Source organism: Bartonella sp. B23, from assembly GCF_053793815.1.
In genome coordinates, this window is the sequence record NZ_CP200033.1 from 1,185,724 (window position 1) to 1,203,057 (window position 17,334).

The following is a 17,334-nucleotide window of genomic DNA, read 5'->3' on the forward strand; positions in this document are numbered from 1 at the left end:
TTGTTTATTATTATGTCATTTTGTACATAAAAATGCCTAAGTTAAGTTTTTAAGTACGTGAACCTTTGTAATATTTAAAGGATGAAATAACGATGATAAAATATACGAAATGGGTAATTTCTGTTTTAGTTGTTGCAGTTTGTTTCACAACATTTTCGTGGGCAAGTATAAGTGCCAATATAAACGTAACAATCAATCATGTTTCAGGCACAACTTCTGTTCCCACCTCTCCCCAAAAGGTTGTTGTATTTGATCTTGCCTCGCTTGATAATATGAATCGCCTTGGTATCAAGGCTGTTTCCGGTGTTCCTGAAGGAAAGAAACCTACGTATTTGCAACAATTTGATGATGCAAAATATGAAAAAATTGGCACCCTCTTTGAACCGGATTACGAAAAAATTGCCGCTCTTCAACCTGACTTGATCATTATTTCCTCACGGACCCAAAGTAAATATAAAGATTTGTCCAAAATCGCTCCAACTATTGATCTAACCGTAAGGAATGAAAGCTCTTTTGAAGATATTAAACGAAATGTGTCCATTCTTGGAAGAATTTTTGGAAAAGAAAAAGAAGCAGAAAAGGAAATTGCAAAACTCGATGAAGCTTTAACAAGAGTTCGTGAGAGTACCAAAGGAAAAGGTATGGCGCTTGTTCTCATGACTTCTGGTGGAAAGATCAGTGCTTTGGGTCCAAAGTCGCGTTTTGATATTCTGCATTCCTCATTTGGAATTGCTCCTGCAACTGATAAACTGACCGTGCAAAAACATGGACAGATCATTTCCCCTGAGTTTATTCTTGAAACCAATCCTGATTGGTTATTAGTTATTGATCGAGATGCAGCAATCGGACGAGAAGGACAATCTGCAGAACAACTTCTTGATAATGAACTTGTTAAACGCACAACAGCTGGAAAAAAAGGCCAGATTATTTATCTGGATTCTTGGAGTTGGTATCGAGCAAGTGGCGGTCTAACTGGGCTTAACGAAACAGCACAACAAATCAATGAAGCCTTTAAAAAAAGCAAATAAGCACACAAATGACTTGCTTGCTATAGAAATAAAATTTAAGAGCAGAGGCTGCGTATGAGCGGCCTTTGTTTTTTATTGGAAAATAACCGAACGTGAAAAGTCATTTAATAACTATAACGATTCTTGCTCTGCTGTCTATTCTCAGCATTTTTGTTGGTTATTCTGATGTAACACCTTCTGATCTATTAACAAGAGATCCGCATGCATGGCTTATTTTCTGGCAAACACGCCTTCCTCGTACAATTTCAGTGCTTTTGGTAGGTGCATCACTTGCACTCTCAGGCATGATTATGCAGCTGCTTATACGGAATCGTTTTGTTGAACCATCTACTGCTGGAACAGTTGAATCCGCTTCCCTTGGTATTCTTTTTGTCATGATTTTTTTGCCCAATATTCCTGTTCTAGGAAAAATGGTTGTTGCTGCAATTTTTGCCATGGCTGGCACGCTACTGTTTATGTTTTTATTGCGCCACGTTCTTCTAAAATTTACCCTTATTGTACCACTTACGGGAATTATGTTGAGCTACGTTATTGGCTCCTTAACCAACGCCATTGCGGATCATGAAATGTTACTTCCCTCTCTTCAAGCATATTTATTTGGCAGTTTTGCAATGATTCTTGAAGGAAAATATGAACTCTTATGGTTTTCTCTTCCCCTTTGCATTCTTGCTTATTTCACCGCTGACCGTTTTACGGTCGCTGGTCTAGGAGAAGATTTAACCAACAATCTTGGACTTAACTATCGTGCTGTCATGCTCTTTGGTCTCTTTATTGTTGCATCGATAACCGCTGTTATTGTTTGTACAGTTGGTCGAATTCCCTTTGTTGGACTCATTGTTCCTAACCTCGTTTCAAATTTCATGGGTGATAATATGCGCCGTACTGCTCCTTGGGTAGCAATGAGCGGTGCAGGATTAGTCTTAATCTGCGATCTTTTAGGACGAATAATTCACCCCTCTTTTGAAATTCCTATCAGTACCATGATGGGAGTTATTGGCAGTTTTATTTTTATTATACTACTTTTACGCTGGAGAAAGCGTCTTGGATAAAAAAAAAGCAACAATATTTGTATTGACAACGCTTATCATAATTGTGTGCACTGTAATCAGTCTTTACATAACGTGGAACATCAACATTTATACGTGGTCATTTCGTCTCACAAAACTTGTTTCTCTTCTTCTTATTGCATATACAATTGCCGTCTCCACTGTTTTATTTCAAACAGTTGTTAGCAATCGTCTTCTTACGCCTTCTATTATGGGGTTTGATCAGCTTTATATTTTAATCAAAACTATGACGGTATATTTTTTAGGCTCTCTTTCTTTGCCCTTTTTAAATGAAGAAGGACAGTTAACTCTTGAAGCTCTCATTCTTATTTTCTTTTCAATAAGCCTTTTTCGTTTGTTATTTTCAGGAAGTCTAAAAGGGCTTCATTTGACACTCTTGATTGGTGTTATGTTAGGCGGCTTTTTTTTCAGTTTACGTATGTTTATGCAATTGCAATTAAATCCAGATCAAATGATGAATTTAACAGATATCATGTTTGCAAATTTTAATAAATTTAATACGTCCCTCATAAGTTTTGCCACAATTATTGTCTTTGCTGTAAGTTTGGTTGGTTGGCGTTCACGTCACATGCTTGATATTCTTGCTCTGGGACGTGAAAATGCGCTCAATCTTGGTGTTGATTATCACAAAAGTGCCACGGCTATTCTTGTATTTGTTTCTATTCTCGTATCCATTTCCACAGCGCTGGTAGGACCCGTCACCTTTTTTGGACTCTTAGTTGCCAATCTTGCTTATGAACTCTCCCCTCAGGCAAAACACAGTGTTGTTGTGCCCATTGCAGTATTATTAGCCATCATTTGTTTGGTTGGTGGACAATTTATTTTAGAGCAAATTCTCAATATGGCAGGACGCTTGAGTTTTATTATTGAATTTTGTGGCGGCATTGTTTTCTTAACATTACTAATGAAGGGAAAATTAAAATGATTGAAATCAATCATCTTTCCAAATCTTATGGAGCAAGGTTGATTATCGATAATTTATGTCTTCGTCTTCCCAAAGGGGGGATTATTTCTCTCATTGGCCCCAATGGTTCTGGAAAATCAACGCTTTTGATGCTGATAAGGCGTCTTTTACCGCACCATAATGGTACAATTCATATCGACAGCTTTGATATTGATAAAATGCCCCATGATATTTTAGCTCAAAAACTCTCAATTCTTCGTCAAGAAAATCCCTTGTCTTTTCGCTTAACCGTGTACGATTTAGTAAGTCTTGGACGTTATCCGTATTCAAAAGGCTGGTATAATAATGAAGATAAGCAATTTATTGACAGTGCACTACGATATCTCGGCTTGCAAGATTTAAAAGACCGCTTTTTGGATGAACTTTCTGGTGGACAGCGTCAACGCGCTTTTATTGCAATGGTCATCTGCCAAGATACCGATTATCTTCTACTAGATGAACCACTAAACAATTTAGATATGAAACATGCTGTTTCCATGATGAAGCAACTACGTCGCACAGCTGATGAGCTCAAAAAAACCATTCTCATTGTTATGCATGATATTAATTTCGCATCATCTTATTCAAATATGATTGTTGCACTCAAAAAAGGCAAGGCAGCCTACTGTGGAACACCACAAGAAATTATGCAGCCAGAAATTCTTAAAGAGATTTATGACGTAGATATTCAGATCAAAATAATCAATGGCGTTCCTATCGCCCTTTATTATCAATAAATTTCCTCCATTTAATCATAATTATAAAGACCATTTTACACTTGCGTACACCATAAAATCTGCTAAAGATGGCGAAAATTGCGTACTGGGGAATAGTTTAACGGTAGAACAGCGGACTCTGACTCCGTCAATCTTGGTTCGAATCCAGGTTCCCCAGCCAAATTTGACGCAGTCTGACTGTAGCTTGTTGTCAGGCTTTGTATAATTTAGCACTAGATCTTGTATCAATTTCTTTTTTTCAAAAAAGCTTAAGAGCTACTTATATCCGCTTTCATAAGCCTATTTTCCTCTGCTAAAAATCACAATTTGATATGATCAACTCCCTAGTAAAAACCGCATTATTTGAAAAAAAATATCATAAGACTTAATGACCTCTTTATAGTCAAATTGACTGATAATTTCTATGTATCCTAAGCATATTATCAAATAAGAAAAAGCGTTTAAGCAATTTTGTCAAGTTGGCCGAATTGCTTTTCAGCATATAATTGTGCAATATTTGCACTGTTGGTTCATTAAAAAATTGGGTAAACATTATCCTGTTGCTAAATCCATACAATTGGATCAACTTGATCCTATTGCGGGTCAAGAAATTGGGACAAATCATCCCTGTTGTCCATTACAAAGAGAAAGCGCAAAATTTACACTAAATAAATCACATAACTTGGATAATTGTAAGGTTGTATATAGTAGGCATCTCCACAACCACAAGAACAATTTAAAATCCTCTCGACAACGCGAATATTTCCACCTAGAATAGGAAGCAAATTCTTAGTAAGATCCGTACTGAAATAAAACAACTGGCTAAGATAATTTTTGATTTCCAACAGCATTCTTGAGAGTGCGCTTGTAACACATAGATCTTTATAACAATTGAATGCTTCAAGCATTATATAAATTTCCAACTTATTATCATAACCATAATTGCCTAACTTCCCATAAGCAGAAAAAACAATATTTTATAAAATTTGTTATAACCATTATAGTTTTTTGTTGACTAAACTTCACCAAATCACCATTAAAAATGTGAAAAACAGCCTTATACGCTTTTACAACACCAGCAACCTGCTCATTTATCTTTAACTATGTATCCGTGTTCGATAATCCATTAGCATCACCAGAATTCAAACGCTACAGTTGTGAATCGGCCATAATGATAGCAGTAAATTTTTTACAAGAAAATTTTATCTCGGGAGCCAACCCATTAATGTATTATCGATCCCCTCATAGTTTTTTGTTTTTTCAAAACCAAGATTAAAACAAATAGAAAAAACAAAAATAACCGTGGTGATTGCCCTATATTTAACTTTATATCCCATAAATACAGCAATCTGAAAAACGTTAGATACCTTATTTATCATAAATAAGCTTTTGAAAAAATTATAACTTAAGAATATCTTTCAAAAAGTCCCCTTTCAGCATTTCATTGGTTGAGATTTTTAATTTGGGATATACGCTACGAATACAATAATATGACATTTATCATAAACACGACCCTTACTAAAAATCCTAAAAATATTAAGATGCTGTTGCATATCTCAAACAAGAAAAATATGAGAAATAAATATATTACCGTATCTCTGAATAAAAGACTTTTTTGCATGAAAAGCAACCACATTCAAAAATAAGTACATCATAAAAAATGATCAATAATAAAAATGGCGAATAGCAATACTGGATATTATTTTCTACCATCCCATAGTAATAACTCAAACTTAAACATCTTTCATCCAATGTTCATGATAATAATACAGTATTTTTTATTAATAAATCCATGATTATTTTTTAATAATAATTAATACAAATTTTTCTTAAACATAAATATATTATATTAATTTATTTTTATTTTAACAAATAGTAATAAATGAAATATGATTTAGTGCATTATTTTATAAAAATATCCGTATTTCTATTCTTCTTATCAAAGTCATTGAGTAGAATGAGTATTAGTGACTTTAAAGGAGAGTATTCGTATATAAAGGATCCCTTTTAACATGTACTACCGTAGCAGCGATTATGCTATTTAATATTCACTTCTGTGCTCATGCAGGAACTACTAAAGTTTTTGTGGAGAAAAATTTGACGCTCCTGAAAGAAAAAATCTCCTAAAAAGTCTATGAAGTTATTCATGCAAAATCGGCGGTCAAATCATCGGCACAGAATCAAATAACTCGTTTTGTTCTTTACAATAAAAATATAATGATATAAAATTCGTTATGGTACTTGCACCATCGGGGGAATGAAGTAAGCATCAAGGGCATACCAATAATAAAGGCATATCTATGTATAAGAAATATTTTTATAAAAAAAACCTTTTGTTATGTACAATTGCTGGAACTTTGATTTTTTCTCATTTCCATCCGAGCTATGCAGATACATCACCTGTTGAAATTCCTAAGATTTCTGTACAAAATGGACAGAAAACGTTTAATAACGTTCTTGTCCGTGACAAATATACTGCTGTATCCGTTGGTGGAAACGGATCGATTGCCACAATTAAAAAAGCAACAGTATTCTCTGATATGACTGCAATTGCTACGTCGAGAGCTGGACGTGTTGATGCTAAAGAAGTTAACGCAACCGCAATAATAACAGGCTTAGAGCTTTACAGTGGTATCATCAACATTGAAGATTCAATTGTAAATGTCAAAGGAAATCATACAGGCTATGGCTTTGTTATTTCTAAAGCTTCAAACCTCATTGCCAAAGAAAATGAACTTATTTTAAATAGAGCAACTCTTACCAATACAAAAGTTCTTGTAAGGGACGGTATTGGTATTTTAGGACCGTTTGACGATGCTGAGATTCATCTTAAAAATTCAGAAATTATTTCTGATATGTTATTGAGAAATGATCAATCACCAGAAATTAATCCTTCCGTTCTTACACTAATCGCTGATGCTTCAATTTTGGAAGGAAGAACAAGAACAACACAAAAACACGCAACAATTTTTACTCTAAATAATAACAGCAAATGGTATTTAAAGATTAGTCAAAATGAACCGCCAAGAGCTGGTAGCTATGCGCTTGTTGACATTAGTAAACGAGCACAATCTATCGTTTCAGTGTTGAATCTTGATAATAGCTCTGTCATATTTAAAAAACCTACTCTGCTGACACATTACCATTATCAAACATTGATTATAGGCCAACAACCCCCAAAGTCTGAGGATTATGAAGAATCTGAAGAGGTTGATATCTCTGAATTGCAACCAAATAGGCTTTCCGATGTAACAGCAGTCTATAATGCAACAGGTGATGCAAGGATTTATTTTAATACTAAATGGAGTAATGGTCTAGCCAAAGAGCAACAAAAAACGGATCGCCTCCTTGTTTATGGGAACGTATCAGGCACCACAACAGTCTATTTCAATAGTCTTTCAAATAATGAACAAAATAATGAACGAGTAGAAGCTGAAGATTCCGTTCCTTCTAACATGCGTGGTGTTTCACTCATTCAAGTATCTGGAAAAGCAGAGGAAAATTCCTTCAAGCTCGCAAATGACTACATCACAATGGATAAGTTGCCTTACAAATATACGCTGAATGCTTATGGACCAACATCAAGCCGTGGAGAAGCTAGTGAGCAGCAAAGCGTTTTAAGGGAAGGTAATAATTTCTGGGATTTCCGTTTGCAAAGTGCTACTCTCGACAGTGAAGCAAAAATCAAAGCGCTTGTGCCGCAAGCGGCGAGCTATTTTGTAATACCTCAAACTCTATTCTCCGCTGGATTTTCAGATGTAAGCAATCAAAATACTTTGCTAGACACGATGCAAACAAAATCTCTTGAGACGAAGAATAATAAAAACAAAGGGATCTTCTTATCTACCTATGGTAACAAAATCACATTATCCTCCAGCCGTAGTCCATTACAATATGGCTACGGTGCTGATATTCACTATGCTGCCTTACAAGCAGGTGTTATGCTAGCAGCGCTAGAAGATAAAAATATTACCACAAATTTTGGTCTTTTAGGCACATATGGAAAATTGGCTTTCACTCCAAAAAACATGGAAGGTGCTGACAAAAGTACTCTAGATAAGTGGTCACTTGCTGCATATGGGAGTGTTCACCATAACAGCGGCATCTATGTCAATGCACTCTTCTCCTACGGAGCTCTCAAAGGAAATATCACCACAGCCCCCAGAGGAAATACCGCAAAATTAGATGGCACAAATACATTTAGCGCATCAACTACTATCGGACAAAAACTCACAACCCATGCAAAAGGATTAATTTTTGAACCACAAATGCAGTTCATGTATCAACGTCTCATGTTTGACACTCTCTCAGATATTGATGGATTTGATGTGGATATGAATACACCTCACCAATGGTTAGTCCGTGTTGGTGGTCGTTTAACACAAAATGTCTCTACAACGAAAGAAGGAGGTGCAGTTTCCCTCTACGGAAAACTGAATGTCGTCAGAGTTTTTGGTGATAATGGCACAATAAGGATTGGTGATACTTTCCATCTCGATTCTGCGGAAGATTCAATTGAAGGTGGAGTCGGTGTGAATGCGCAATTGTCTCAAAATATCATACTTCATGCTGATGTTAACTATCAACAAAAACTCCAAAAAGCAGGTGTGTCTGGAATGTATCTTTCCGGCGGAGTACGATACCGCTTCTAAAATAAAACAGACAAAAGTGCAACATACACTTCAATATAAAGAACAACGTGTTGCACTTTTTTCAATTTATAAAAATCAGAATTATTTTGTTACAGTCTCTCTTTCTTTTTGATAAAAATTATAAAATATTTCAATTTTTATTATGTCTAAAATATAAAACACATAATGTGCACTCTCTTCTCCTCTCTTTGTGCCAGAGAGATGGCAGAAAACCTTTAGAGAATATATGAGTATCTTCTGCCTTAGCTGCGTAAAACTTTCATGACAAAAAACTTTTATTAATGGTATCCATATTGAAAATACCCTGTTTCATGGGATTTTTTAAGTATAAACTTACCAAAATAAATTTTCCGAATTCATTTTCCACTAACCTTGATAGCTATTTTAAAAAGTTTTCTGAAGCAAGTCTCCCAATTGTAGAGGATATCATCAAATAACTCGTTTTGTTCTTTACAATAAAAATATAATGATATAAAATTCGTTATGGTACTTGCACCATCGGGGGAATGAAGTAAGCATCAAGGGCATACCAATAATAAAGGCATATCTATGTATAAGAAATATTTTTATAAAAAAAACCTTTTGTTATGTACAATTGCTGGAACTTTGATTTTTTCTCATTTCCATCCGAGCTATGCAGATACATCACCTGTTGAAATGATTGATCCGATTAACTTAGATAATGGAAAAGAAGAGATCTTTGATAATTTTCTTATCCGTGTTAGAGGGCCAGGAGTGTCTGCTCATGACAAGTCAACTCTTACAATTACGAACTCAACCATACAAACAGAATTGGCCGCGCTTTCTGTCTCAACAGGTGGACATATTTACGCTAAAGACGTTGTAGCAAATACACGATATTCCGGTTTAGGAACTAGAAATGGTATAATCAATGTCGAAGATTCAACTATAACTGTCCAAAAAGGAGGGGGTGGTGGTATTGTTTTTTACGAAACTCGAAGAGATAGCATAAAAGAAGGAGAACGAGTTGTCAATCAAGTGAATCTTATCAATACGAAACTTTTTGTAGAAGATGGCGTTGGTATTCGGGGACCTTACGGTTCAAAATCTGTAGCTGAGGTTCACCTTAAGGATTCAGAAATTCGTGCCGATATGTTATTGAGGAATAAGACAAGACGTACGTACCACGATGAAGATGCTTTTCCTGTCTCTCTTGCGTTAACTGCTGATAATTCAATTATAGAAGGAAGAGCAAGAACACTAAAAGTAAATACAACAGTTCTCACTTTGAAAAATAACAGCAAATGGTATTTAAAGGTCAGTCAAGAGGATGTAGATACTGATTTTAATGTCTTTAATTTTGATCTCAGTGATATTAAACAACGAGCGCTTTCTACTGTTTCGGTGTTAAACCTTAATAATAGCTCTATCGCATTTAATGCACCGCATGCTTTAGCAAAGGGCCAATATCAAACCTTGAGTGTAGGACGAACTGCTGAAGTCTATGAATCAAGGGATAATATGGTTCCTACTGTGAAAACAGCCTACCATGCAACAGGTGATGCAAGGATTTATTTTAATACTAAATGGAGTAATGGTCTAGCCAAAGAGCAACAAAAGACGGATCGCCTCCTTGTTCATGGGAACGTATCAGGCACCACAACAGTCTATTTCAATAGTCTTTCAAATAATGAACAAAATAATGAACGAGTAGAAGCTGAAGATTCCGTTCCTTCTAACATGCGTGGTGTTTCACTCATTCAAGTATCTGGAAAAGCAGAGGAAAATTCCTTCAAGCTCGCAAATGACTACATCACAATGGATAAGTTGCCTTACAAATATACGCTGAATGCTTATGGACCAACATCAAGCCGTGGAGAAGCTAGTGAGCAGCAAAGCGTTTTGGGAGAAGTGTCTCAAGAATCAGATGAAAATCCTCTTAAAGACTACACGAGCTATGTTATAAAAGGGAACACTATTGAGGGAATCTCAGAAAATGACGAAGGTGAATCAGCGCAAAATCACAGGGAAGTAGATAGTGTTCAAAATCATTTAAGGGAAGGTAATAATTTCTGGGATTTCCGTTTGCAAAGTGCTACTCTCGACAGTGAAGCAAAAATCAAAGCGCTTGTGCCGCAAGCGGCGAGCTATTTTGTAATACCTCAAACTCTATTCTCCGCTGGATTTTCAGATGTAAGCAATCAAAATACTTTGCTAGACACGATGCAAACAAAATCTCTTGAGACGAAGAATAATAAAAACAAAGGGATCTTCTTATCTACCTATGGTAACAAAATCACATTATCCTCCAGCCGTAGTCCATTACAATATGGCTACGGTGCTGATATTCACTATGCTGCCTTACAAGCAGGTGTTATGCTAGCAGCGCTAGAAGATAAAAATATTACCACAAATTTTGGTCTTTTAGGCACATATGGAAAATTGGCTTTCACTCCAAAAAACATGGAAGGTGCTGACAAAAGTACTCTAGATAAGTGGTCACTTGCTGCATATGGGAGTGTTCACCATAACAGCGGCATCTATGTCAATGCACTCTTCTCCTACGGAGCTCTCAAAGGAAATATCACCACAGCCCCCAGAGGAAATACCGCAAAATTAGATGGCACAAATACATTTAGCGCATCAACTACTATCGGACAAAAACTCACAACCCATGCAAAAGGATTAATTTTTGAACCACAAATGCAGTTCATGTATCAACGTCTCATGTTTGACACTCTCTCAGATATTGATGGATTTGATGTGGATATGAATACACCTCACCAATGGTTAGTCCGTGTTGGTGGTCGTTTAACACAAAATGTCTCTACAACGAAAGAAGGAGGTGCAGTTTCCCTCTACGGAAAACTGAATGTCGTCAGAGTTTTTGGTGATAATGGCACAATAAGGATTGGTGATACTTTCCATCTCGATTCTGCGGAAGATTCAATTGAAGGTGGAGTCGGTGTGAATGCGCAATTGTCTCAAAATATCATACTTCATGCTGATGTTAACTATCAACAAAAACTCCAAAAAGCAGGTGTGTCTGGAATGTATCTTTCCGGCGGAGTACGATACCGCTTCTAAAATAAAACAGACAAAAGTGCAACATACACTTCAATATAAAGAACAACGTGTTGCACTTTTTTCAATTTATAAAAATCAGAATTATTTTGTTACAGTCTCTCTTTCTTTTTGATAAAAATTATAAAATATTTCAATTTTTATTATGTCTAAAATATAAAACACATAATGTGCACTCTCTTCTCCTCTCTTTGTGCCAGAGAGATGGCAGAAAACCTTTAGAGAATATATGAGTATCTTCTGCCTTAGCTGCGTAAAACTTTCATGACAAAAAACTTTTATTAATGGTATCCATATTGAAAATACCCTGTTTCATGGGATTTTTTAAGTATAAACTTACCAAAATAAATTTTCCGAATTCATTTTCCACTAACCTTGATAGCTATTTTAAAAAGTTTTCTGAAGCAAGTCTCCCAATTGTAGAGGATATCATCAAATAACTCGTTTTGTTCTTTACAATAAAAATATAATGATATAAAATTCGTTATGGTACTTGCACCATCGGGGGAATGAAGTAAGCATCAAGGGCATACCAATAATAAAGGCATATCTATGTATAAGAAATATTTTTATAAAAAAAACCTTTTGTTATGTACAATTGCTGGAACTTTGATTTTTTCTCATTTCCATCCGAGCTATGCAGATACATCACCTGTTGAAATGATTATGCTTCGTGCGGATGAGAGAGGAGAAGAAAAGACCTTTAGTAATGTTTTTGTCCGCGGTCGGTATACCACAGGAGTTGCTGATGATGAAGCCTTTATTATTATTAAAAACTCAACGATGCGTTCAGATTCAGCGTTGCTTTCTGCAAAAACAGGTGGACGCATTTATGCTAAAGAAATTATTGGAAAAGCTGGTACCCGCGGTTTAGAAATTGCAAATGGTGCGATTCATATTGAAGATTCCGTTATAACCGTCTCTGAGCAGCATAAAAGTTATGGTATCCTCTTTGATTATATCATAAAATCCAATCTTAAAGAAGGAGAACAAGTTATCAGTAAAGCGACTCTTACCAATACAAAACTTCTTGTAAGAGATGGTATCGGTATTGTAGGCCCATATTATTCAGATGCCGTAGCTGAGGTTCATCTTAAAGATTCAGAGCTTCGCGCTGATATGTTATTGAAAAATAAAGCTGCAGAAGAGGATACAGAACCTGGTACTCTTGCATTAAGCGCTGATAATTCAATTATAGAGGGAAGGATAAAAGCTTTCCCCAATAATACAACGGCTTTTACTCTGAATAATAACAGTAAATGGTATTTAAAGATTAGTAAATTTGAAGTCGATGTAGGGAAGGAGTATGCGCTGTATTATGTGGACAAACTTCGCGATACCAATCAAAGGGCGCTTTCTGTTATTTCAACACTGAACCTTAATGGCAGCTCTATCGTGTTTAATGCGCCACATGCTCTGGTAAAGGGCCAATATCAAACCCTTTACGTAGGACGAGTGGCCGATGCATCTGAATTGCAACCAAATAGGCTTTCCGATGTAACAGCAGTCTATAATGCAACAGGTGATGCAAGGATTTATTTTAATACTAAATGGAGTAATGGTCTAGCCAAAGAGCAACAAAAAACGGATCGCCTCCTTGTTTATGGGAACGTATCAGGCACCACAACAGTCTATTTCAATAGTCTTTCAAATAATGAACAAAATAATGAACGAGTAGAAGCTGAAGATTCCGTTCCTTCTAACATGCGTGGTGTTTCACTCATTCAAGTATCTGGAAAAGCAGAGGAAAATTCCTTCAAGCTCGCAAATGACTACATCACAATGGATAAGTTGCCTTACAAATATACGCTGAATGCTTATGGACCAACATCAAGCCGTGGAGAAGCTAGTGAGCAGCAAAGCGTTTTAAGGGAAGGTAATAATTTCTGGGATTTCCGTTTGCAAAGTGCTACTCTCGACAGTGAAGCAAAAATCAAAGCGCTTGTGCCGCAAGCGGCGAGCTATTTTGTAATACCTCAAACTCTATTCTCCGCTGGATTTTCAGATGTAAGCAATCAAAATACTTTGCTAGACACGATGCAAACAAAATCTCTTGAGACGAAGAATAATAAAAACAAAGGGATCTTCTTATCTACCTATGGTAACAAAATCACATTATCCTCCAGCCGTAGTCCATTACAATATGGCTACGGTGCTGATATTCACTATGCTGCCTTACAAGCAGGTGTTATGCTAGCAGCGCTAGAAGATAAAAATATTACCACAAATTTTGGTCTTTTAGGCACATATGGAAAATTGGCTTTCACTCCAAAAAACATGGAAGGTGCTGACAAAAGTACTCTAGATAAGTGGTCACTTGCTGCATATGGGAGTGTTCACCATAACAGCGGCATCTATGTCAATGCACTCTTCTCCTACGGAGCTCTCAAAGGAAATATCACCACAGCCCCCAGAGGAAATACCGCAAAATTAGATGGCACAAATACATTTAGCGCATCAACTACTATCGGACAAAAACTCACAACCCATGCAAAAGGATTAATTTTTGAACCACAAATGCAGTTCATGTATCAACGTCTCATGTTTGACACTCTCTCAGATATTGATGGATTTGATGTGGATATGAATACACCTCACCAATGGTTAGTCCGTGTTGGTGGTCGTTTAACACAAAATGTCTCTACAACGAAAGAAGGAGGTGCAGTTTCCCTCTACGGAAAACTGAATGTCGTCAGAGTTTTTGGTGATAATGGCACAATAAGGATTGGTGATACTTTCCATCTCGATTCTGCGAAAAATTCAATTGAAGGTGGAGTCGGTGTGAATGCGCAATTGTCTCAAAATATCATACTTCATGCTGATGTTAACTATCAACAAAAACTCCAAAAAGCAGGTGTGTCTGGAATGTATCTTTCCGGCGGAGTACGATACCGCTTCTAAAGAGCTCTTATCCCCATATTGAAATACAATATATAGTCATTATGTTTCTTTTGTAAATCATAGAAAAGACATAATATGTTGAATATATTCGTTTTTATTAAAGATGGGGGACCATATATTTAGGGATATATCCATATGAAGAAAAACTTCTTACTATGTACAGTTTCTGGAATTTTGTTTTGTTCTTATTCCAGTTTATCTTATGCCTCTCCAGAAAAAATTACTCTGCTATCAACTGTGGATCCTTCACCTATACGGATTACATCCAATAGCTCACAAGATAGACATCCGATTCCCCGAGAAAAAATGTCTGAAAGCTTAATATATGGACGAGAAAATTCTGAAATTGTAAAACCCCCAGTTGCACGGGCATATACAGAGCAACCAACAATAACATCTCAACCTACAGAAAATAATAGATTTGGAAAACCTTTAACTTCTGGCCCTCCTTCTCTAATCCCTGTCATAGGAGAAATACCTGCTGTATCTCCACATTCAACACCTGCAAAACCGGTACCGAATGTATTACAAATACCTCCGAGATCTAGTTCTGTAAAACCGGCACCAGCATCATCAATTCCTGAAATACCAGCAATTGAAAACCCATCACTGGAAGCTTTAGCACCCGTACAACCTGTAAAACCGATACAAATTGAGGATGTACAACCTACAATTGAATCTACAAATGGTAGTACTGTAACAAAGCAAAATATTAAGATGCATAATCAAGTTATTATTGCGGATGCACAAAATAAAAATTCGGTAATAAAATTAATCGGAGGGACAGCTTCATCAGATTTTATAGGACTAAGCGCATCAAATGATGGAGTCATTGATGCAACAGATGTTACTGTAACAGCGATGATAACTGGCTTGATGGCCAGAGATGGTACAATTCGCTTGAGGGACTCAAATATAATTGTTACTAGTGATGCTAGAGCTTATGGTATTCTTATTGCGGGCAGATACAACATCTCTGTAAATCAAAATGCCGAAGAAAGAGATAACGTTGACTCTTCGAAAATTAATTCTAATAACATAGTTTTAGATAATACAAAAATTTTCGTTAAAGATGGTATGGGTATTAATATTTATGGAATATCTGCGAACGCTAAAGCCAGCCTTAAAGATTCTGAAATCCATGCCGACGTTTTATTGAAAAATACAAAAGAAGAAAATACCCCCGCAAATACCTTTTTACTAGCTGCAGATCATTCTCTTTTGAAAGGGCGAGTGAGAACTTTAGAAGAAAGCAAAACAGTTTTTGAGCTAAAAAATGGTACGAAATGGTTTTTAAATGCGAATAAAAATGTTTTGAATAATGATAATGATATAAATTCGCCTGTCTATGAGCAGTTTGGTGTTGATGAAAAATCATACTCTAACCTTTCTACACTAAAGCTCGCAGATAGCGTTATTATATTTGACAAACCAATGATGGGACGTTACCAAACTTTGTTTGTAGGATCTAATCCACAACAAGGGGACAAAGCTCCTGATACACCAGCCGTTTATAGCGCCACAGGTACTGCAGAGATACATTTAAACTCGAAATGGAGCAGCCATTCTCCAGTAACTGAACAACAAACCGATCGTCTTGTGATTGATGGTGATGTATTAGGAAGTACTGTAGTCCACATTAATCTTCTAAAAAAAGATAAAGAAGTAACCGATAGCAGTTCTGTTTGGGAAGAACAAATGGCTTCATCTCCTTTAGAAACGCATGGCATTTCAATCATTCAGGTTTCTGGAAAAGCGGACAAAAATTCTTTCAAATTATCACAAACTCATCTAACGATGGATGGGTTACCCTACAAATATGTGCTAACTGCCTATGCTCCAGGCACATCCCATGCTAGCCAAAATCTTTTTGGTAAGAATGACCGTAATTTCTGGGATTTCCGTTTACAAAATTCCTACATTGATAAAGATAAGAAAATTAGAGCGCTTTTACCACAGGTAGCAAACTATTTGGTCATGCCAAATTCTTTATTTTCTTCTGGATTTTCTGATGTAAACAATCAGAACGTGATGCTAGACGATATGCAAGCAGCGGTATTTGGAACAGAAAATAATAAAAAGAAAGGCATCTTCTTGTCTTCCTACGGCAAAAGAGTCACCTTGTCTTCCAATCGAGAGCCTCTGCATTATGGCTACGGTGCTGATGTGAACTACAATGCTTTACAAATGGGTATTGTGTTAGCAGCGTTGGAAAGTAAAAATATCCATACACATTTTGGGATTTTTGGCACACATGGAAAACTTGCTTTTACTCCAAAGGGTATGGAAGATTCTGAAAAGACGACACTTGATAAATGGTCGCTCACAGCTTACAGTGGCATCCAGCACAGCAGTGGTGTATACGTTAATACACTCCTCTCCTACGGTACTTTGAAAGGCAACATTACTACGGCTCTCTCCGGAAATGTTGCAAAATTAGATGGTACTGGAATATTAAATGTATCTGCTACTATTGGCAAAAAATTAGCAACAACTGCAAAGATGTTAACGTTTGAGCCACGAGCGCAATTCATTTATCAAAATCTCATGTTTGATACCATTTCAGATGCCAATAATTTTGAAGTTGATATTGGCAAATCGCGTCAATGGTTGATACGGATGGGTGGACGTTTGACGCAGACTTTCACCACTGCAGAAGAAGGCAATGCTCTTTCCTTCTATGGTAAGCTGAACATTATTAAAGCCTTTGCTGATGGTGGAACGATAAAAATTGCTGATACGTTTTATCTTGATTCTACCGGATCTTCGATTGAAGGTGGCATTGGGGTTAATGCCCATCTTTCTCGAAAGATCGCGATCCATGGTGATATTAGCTATCAGAAGAAACTTCAAAAAGCTGGTGTATCTGGAACAAGTTTTTTTGGTGGAGTACGCTATCATTTTTAAGAAAACAACCAATATCCATCTTGATAAGAGGCAGCACTTCGTGTTGCCTTTTATCAATTAAATCGCTGCTTCTCA

The 17,334-nt window shown here is 36.4% G+C and carries 8 protein-coding genes and 1 tRNA gene; all 9 read left to right on the top strand.

The features are described from left to right. Positions 1–92: 92 nt before the first annotated feature. The 9 genes from V4B17_RS05250 (at position 93) to V4B17_RS05290 (ending at position 17,259) form a co-directional block, all read left to right on the top strand. Positions 93–1,028, top strand: a complete 936-nt coding sequence (locus V4B17_RS05250) for a siderophore ABC transporter substrate-binding protein (protein ID WP_455479129.1) — start codon at positions 93–95, stop codon at positions 1,026–1,028. A 92-nt stretch (positions 1,029–1,120) separates the two neighbouring features. Further along, positions 1,121–2,077, top strand: a complete 957-nt coding sequence (locus V4B17_RS05255) for an ABC transporter permease (protein WP_455479130.1) — start codon at positions 1,121–1,123, stop codon at positions 2,075–2,077. Further along, a complete protein-coding gene (locus V4B17_RS05260) occupies positions 2,070–3,020 on the top strand; it encodes an iron chelate uptake ABC transporter family permease subunit (protein WP_455479131.1) in 951 nt (316 codons plus the stop codon). The genes V4B17_RS05255 and V4B17_RS05260 overlap by 8 nt, the downstream gene beginning before the upstream one ends. Further along, entirely contained in the window at positions 3,017–3,775 is a 759-nt protein-coding gene (locus V4B17_RS05265; RefSeq protein ID WP_455479132.1) for an iron ABC transporter ATP-binding protein, read from the top strand. Before V4B17_RS05260 ends, V4B17_RS05265 begins: the two co-directional genes overlap by 4 nt. An 86-nt stretch (positions 3,776–3,861) precedes the next feature. Further along, positions 3,862–3,935, top strand: a tRNA-Gln gene (locus V4B17_RS05270). 2,119 nt (positions 3,936–6,054) lie between these two features. Continuing rightward, complete coding sequence (locus V4B17_RS05275) at positions 6,055–8,406, top strand: autotransporter outer membrane beta-barrel domain-containing protein (RefSeq protein ID WP_455479133.1); 2,352 nt, start codon at positions 6,055–6,057, stop codon at positions 8,404–8,406. A gap of 549 nt (positions 8,407–8,955) precedes the next feature. Next, entirely contained in the window at positions 8,956–11,454 is a 2,499-nt protein-coding gene (locus V4B17_RS05280; RefSeq protein ID WP_455479134.1) for an autotransporter outer membrane beta-barrel domain-containing protein, read from the top strand. Positions 11,455–12,003: 549 nt separating this feature from the next. Further along, on the top strand, positions 12,004–14,352 hold the full coding sequence (locus V4B17_RS05285) for an autotransporter outer membrane beta-barrel domain-containing protein (RefSeq protein ID WP_455479135.1): 2,349 nt from the start codon (positions 12,004–12,006) through the stop codon (positions 14,350–14,352). 135 nt (positions 14,353–14,487) lie between these two features. Next, positions 14,488–17,259 (top strand): autotransporter family protein, encoded by a 2,772-nt coding sequence (locus tag V4B17_RS05290; RefSeq protein WP_455479136.1) that lies wholly within the window; start codon positions 14,488–14,490, stop codon positions 17,257–17,259. Positions 17,260–17,334: the final 75 nt, after the last annotated feature.

Bases quoted from the DNA above. Each gene is read 5' to 3' on its own strand.
- V4B17_RS05250 (WP_455479129.1), top strand. From the start codon at position 93: ATGATAAAATATACGAAATGGGTAATTTCTGTTTTAGTTGTTGCAGTT.
- V4B17_RS05265 (WP_455479132.1), top strand. From the start codon at position 3,017: ATGATTGAAATCAATCATCTTTCCAAATCTTATGGAGCAAGGTTGATT.
- V4B17_RS05275 (WP_455479133.1), top strand. From the start codon at position 6,055: ATGTATAAGAAATATTTTTATAAAAAAAACCTTTTGTTATGTACAATT.
- V4B17_RS05280 (WP_455479134.1), top strand. From the start codon at position 8,956: ATGTATAAGAAATATTTTTATAAAAAAAACCTTTTGTTATGTACAATT.
- V4B17_RS05285 (WP_455479135.1), top strand. From the start codon at position 12,004: ATGTATAAGAAATATTTTTATAAAAAAAACCTTTTGTTATGTACAATT.
- V4B17_RS05290 (WP_455479136.1), top strand. From the start codon at position 14,488: ATGAAGAAAAACTTCTTACTATGTACAGTTTCTGGAATTTTGTTTTGT.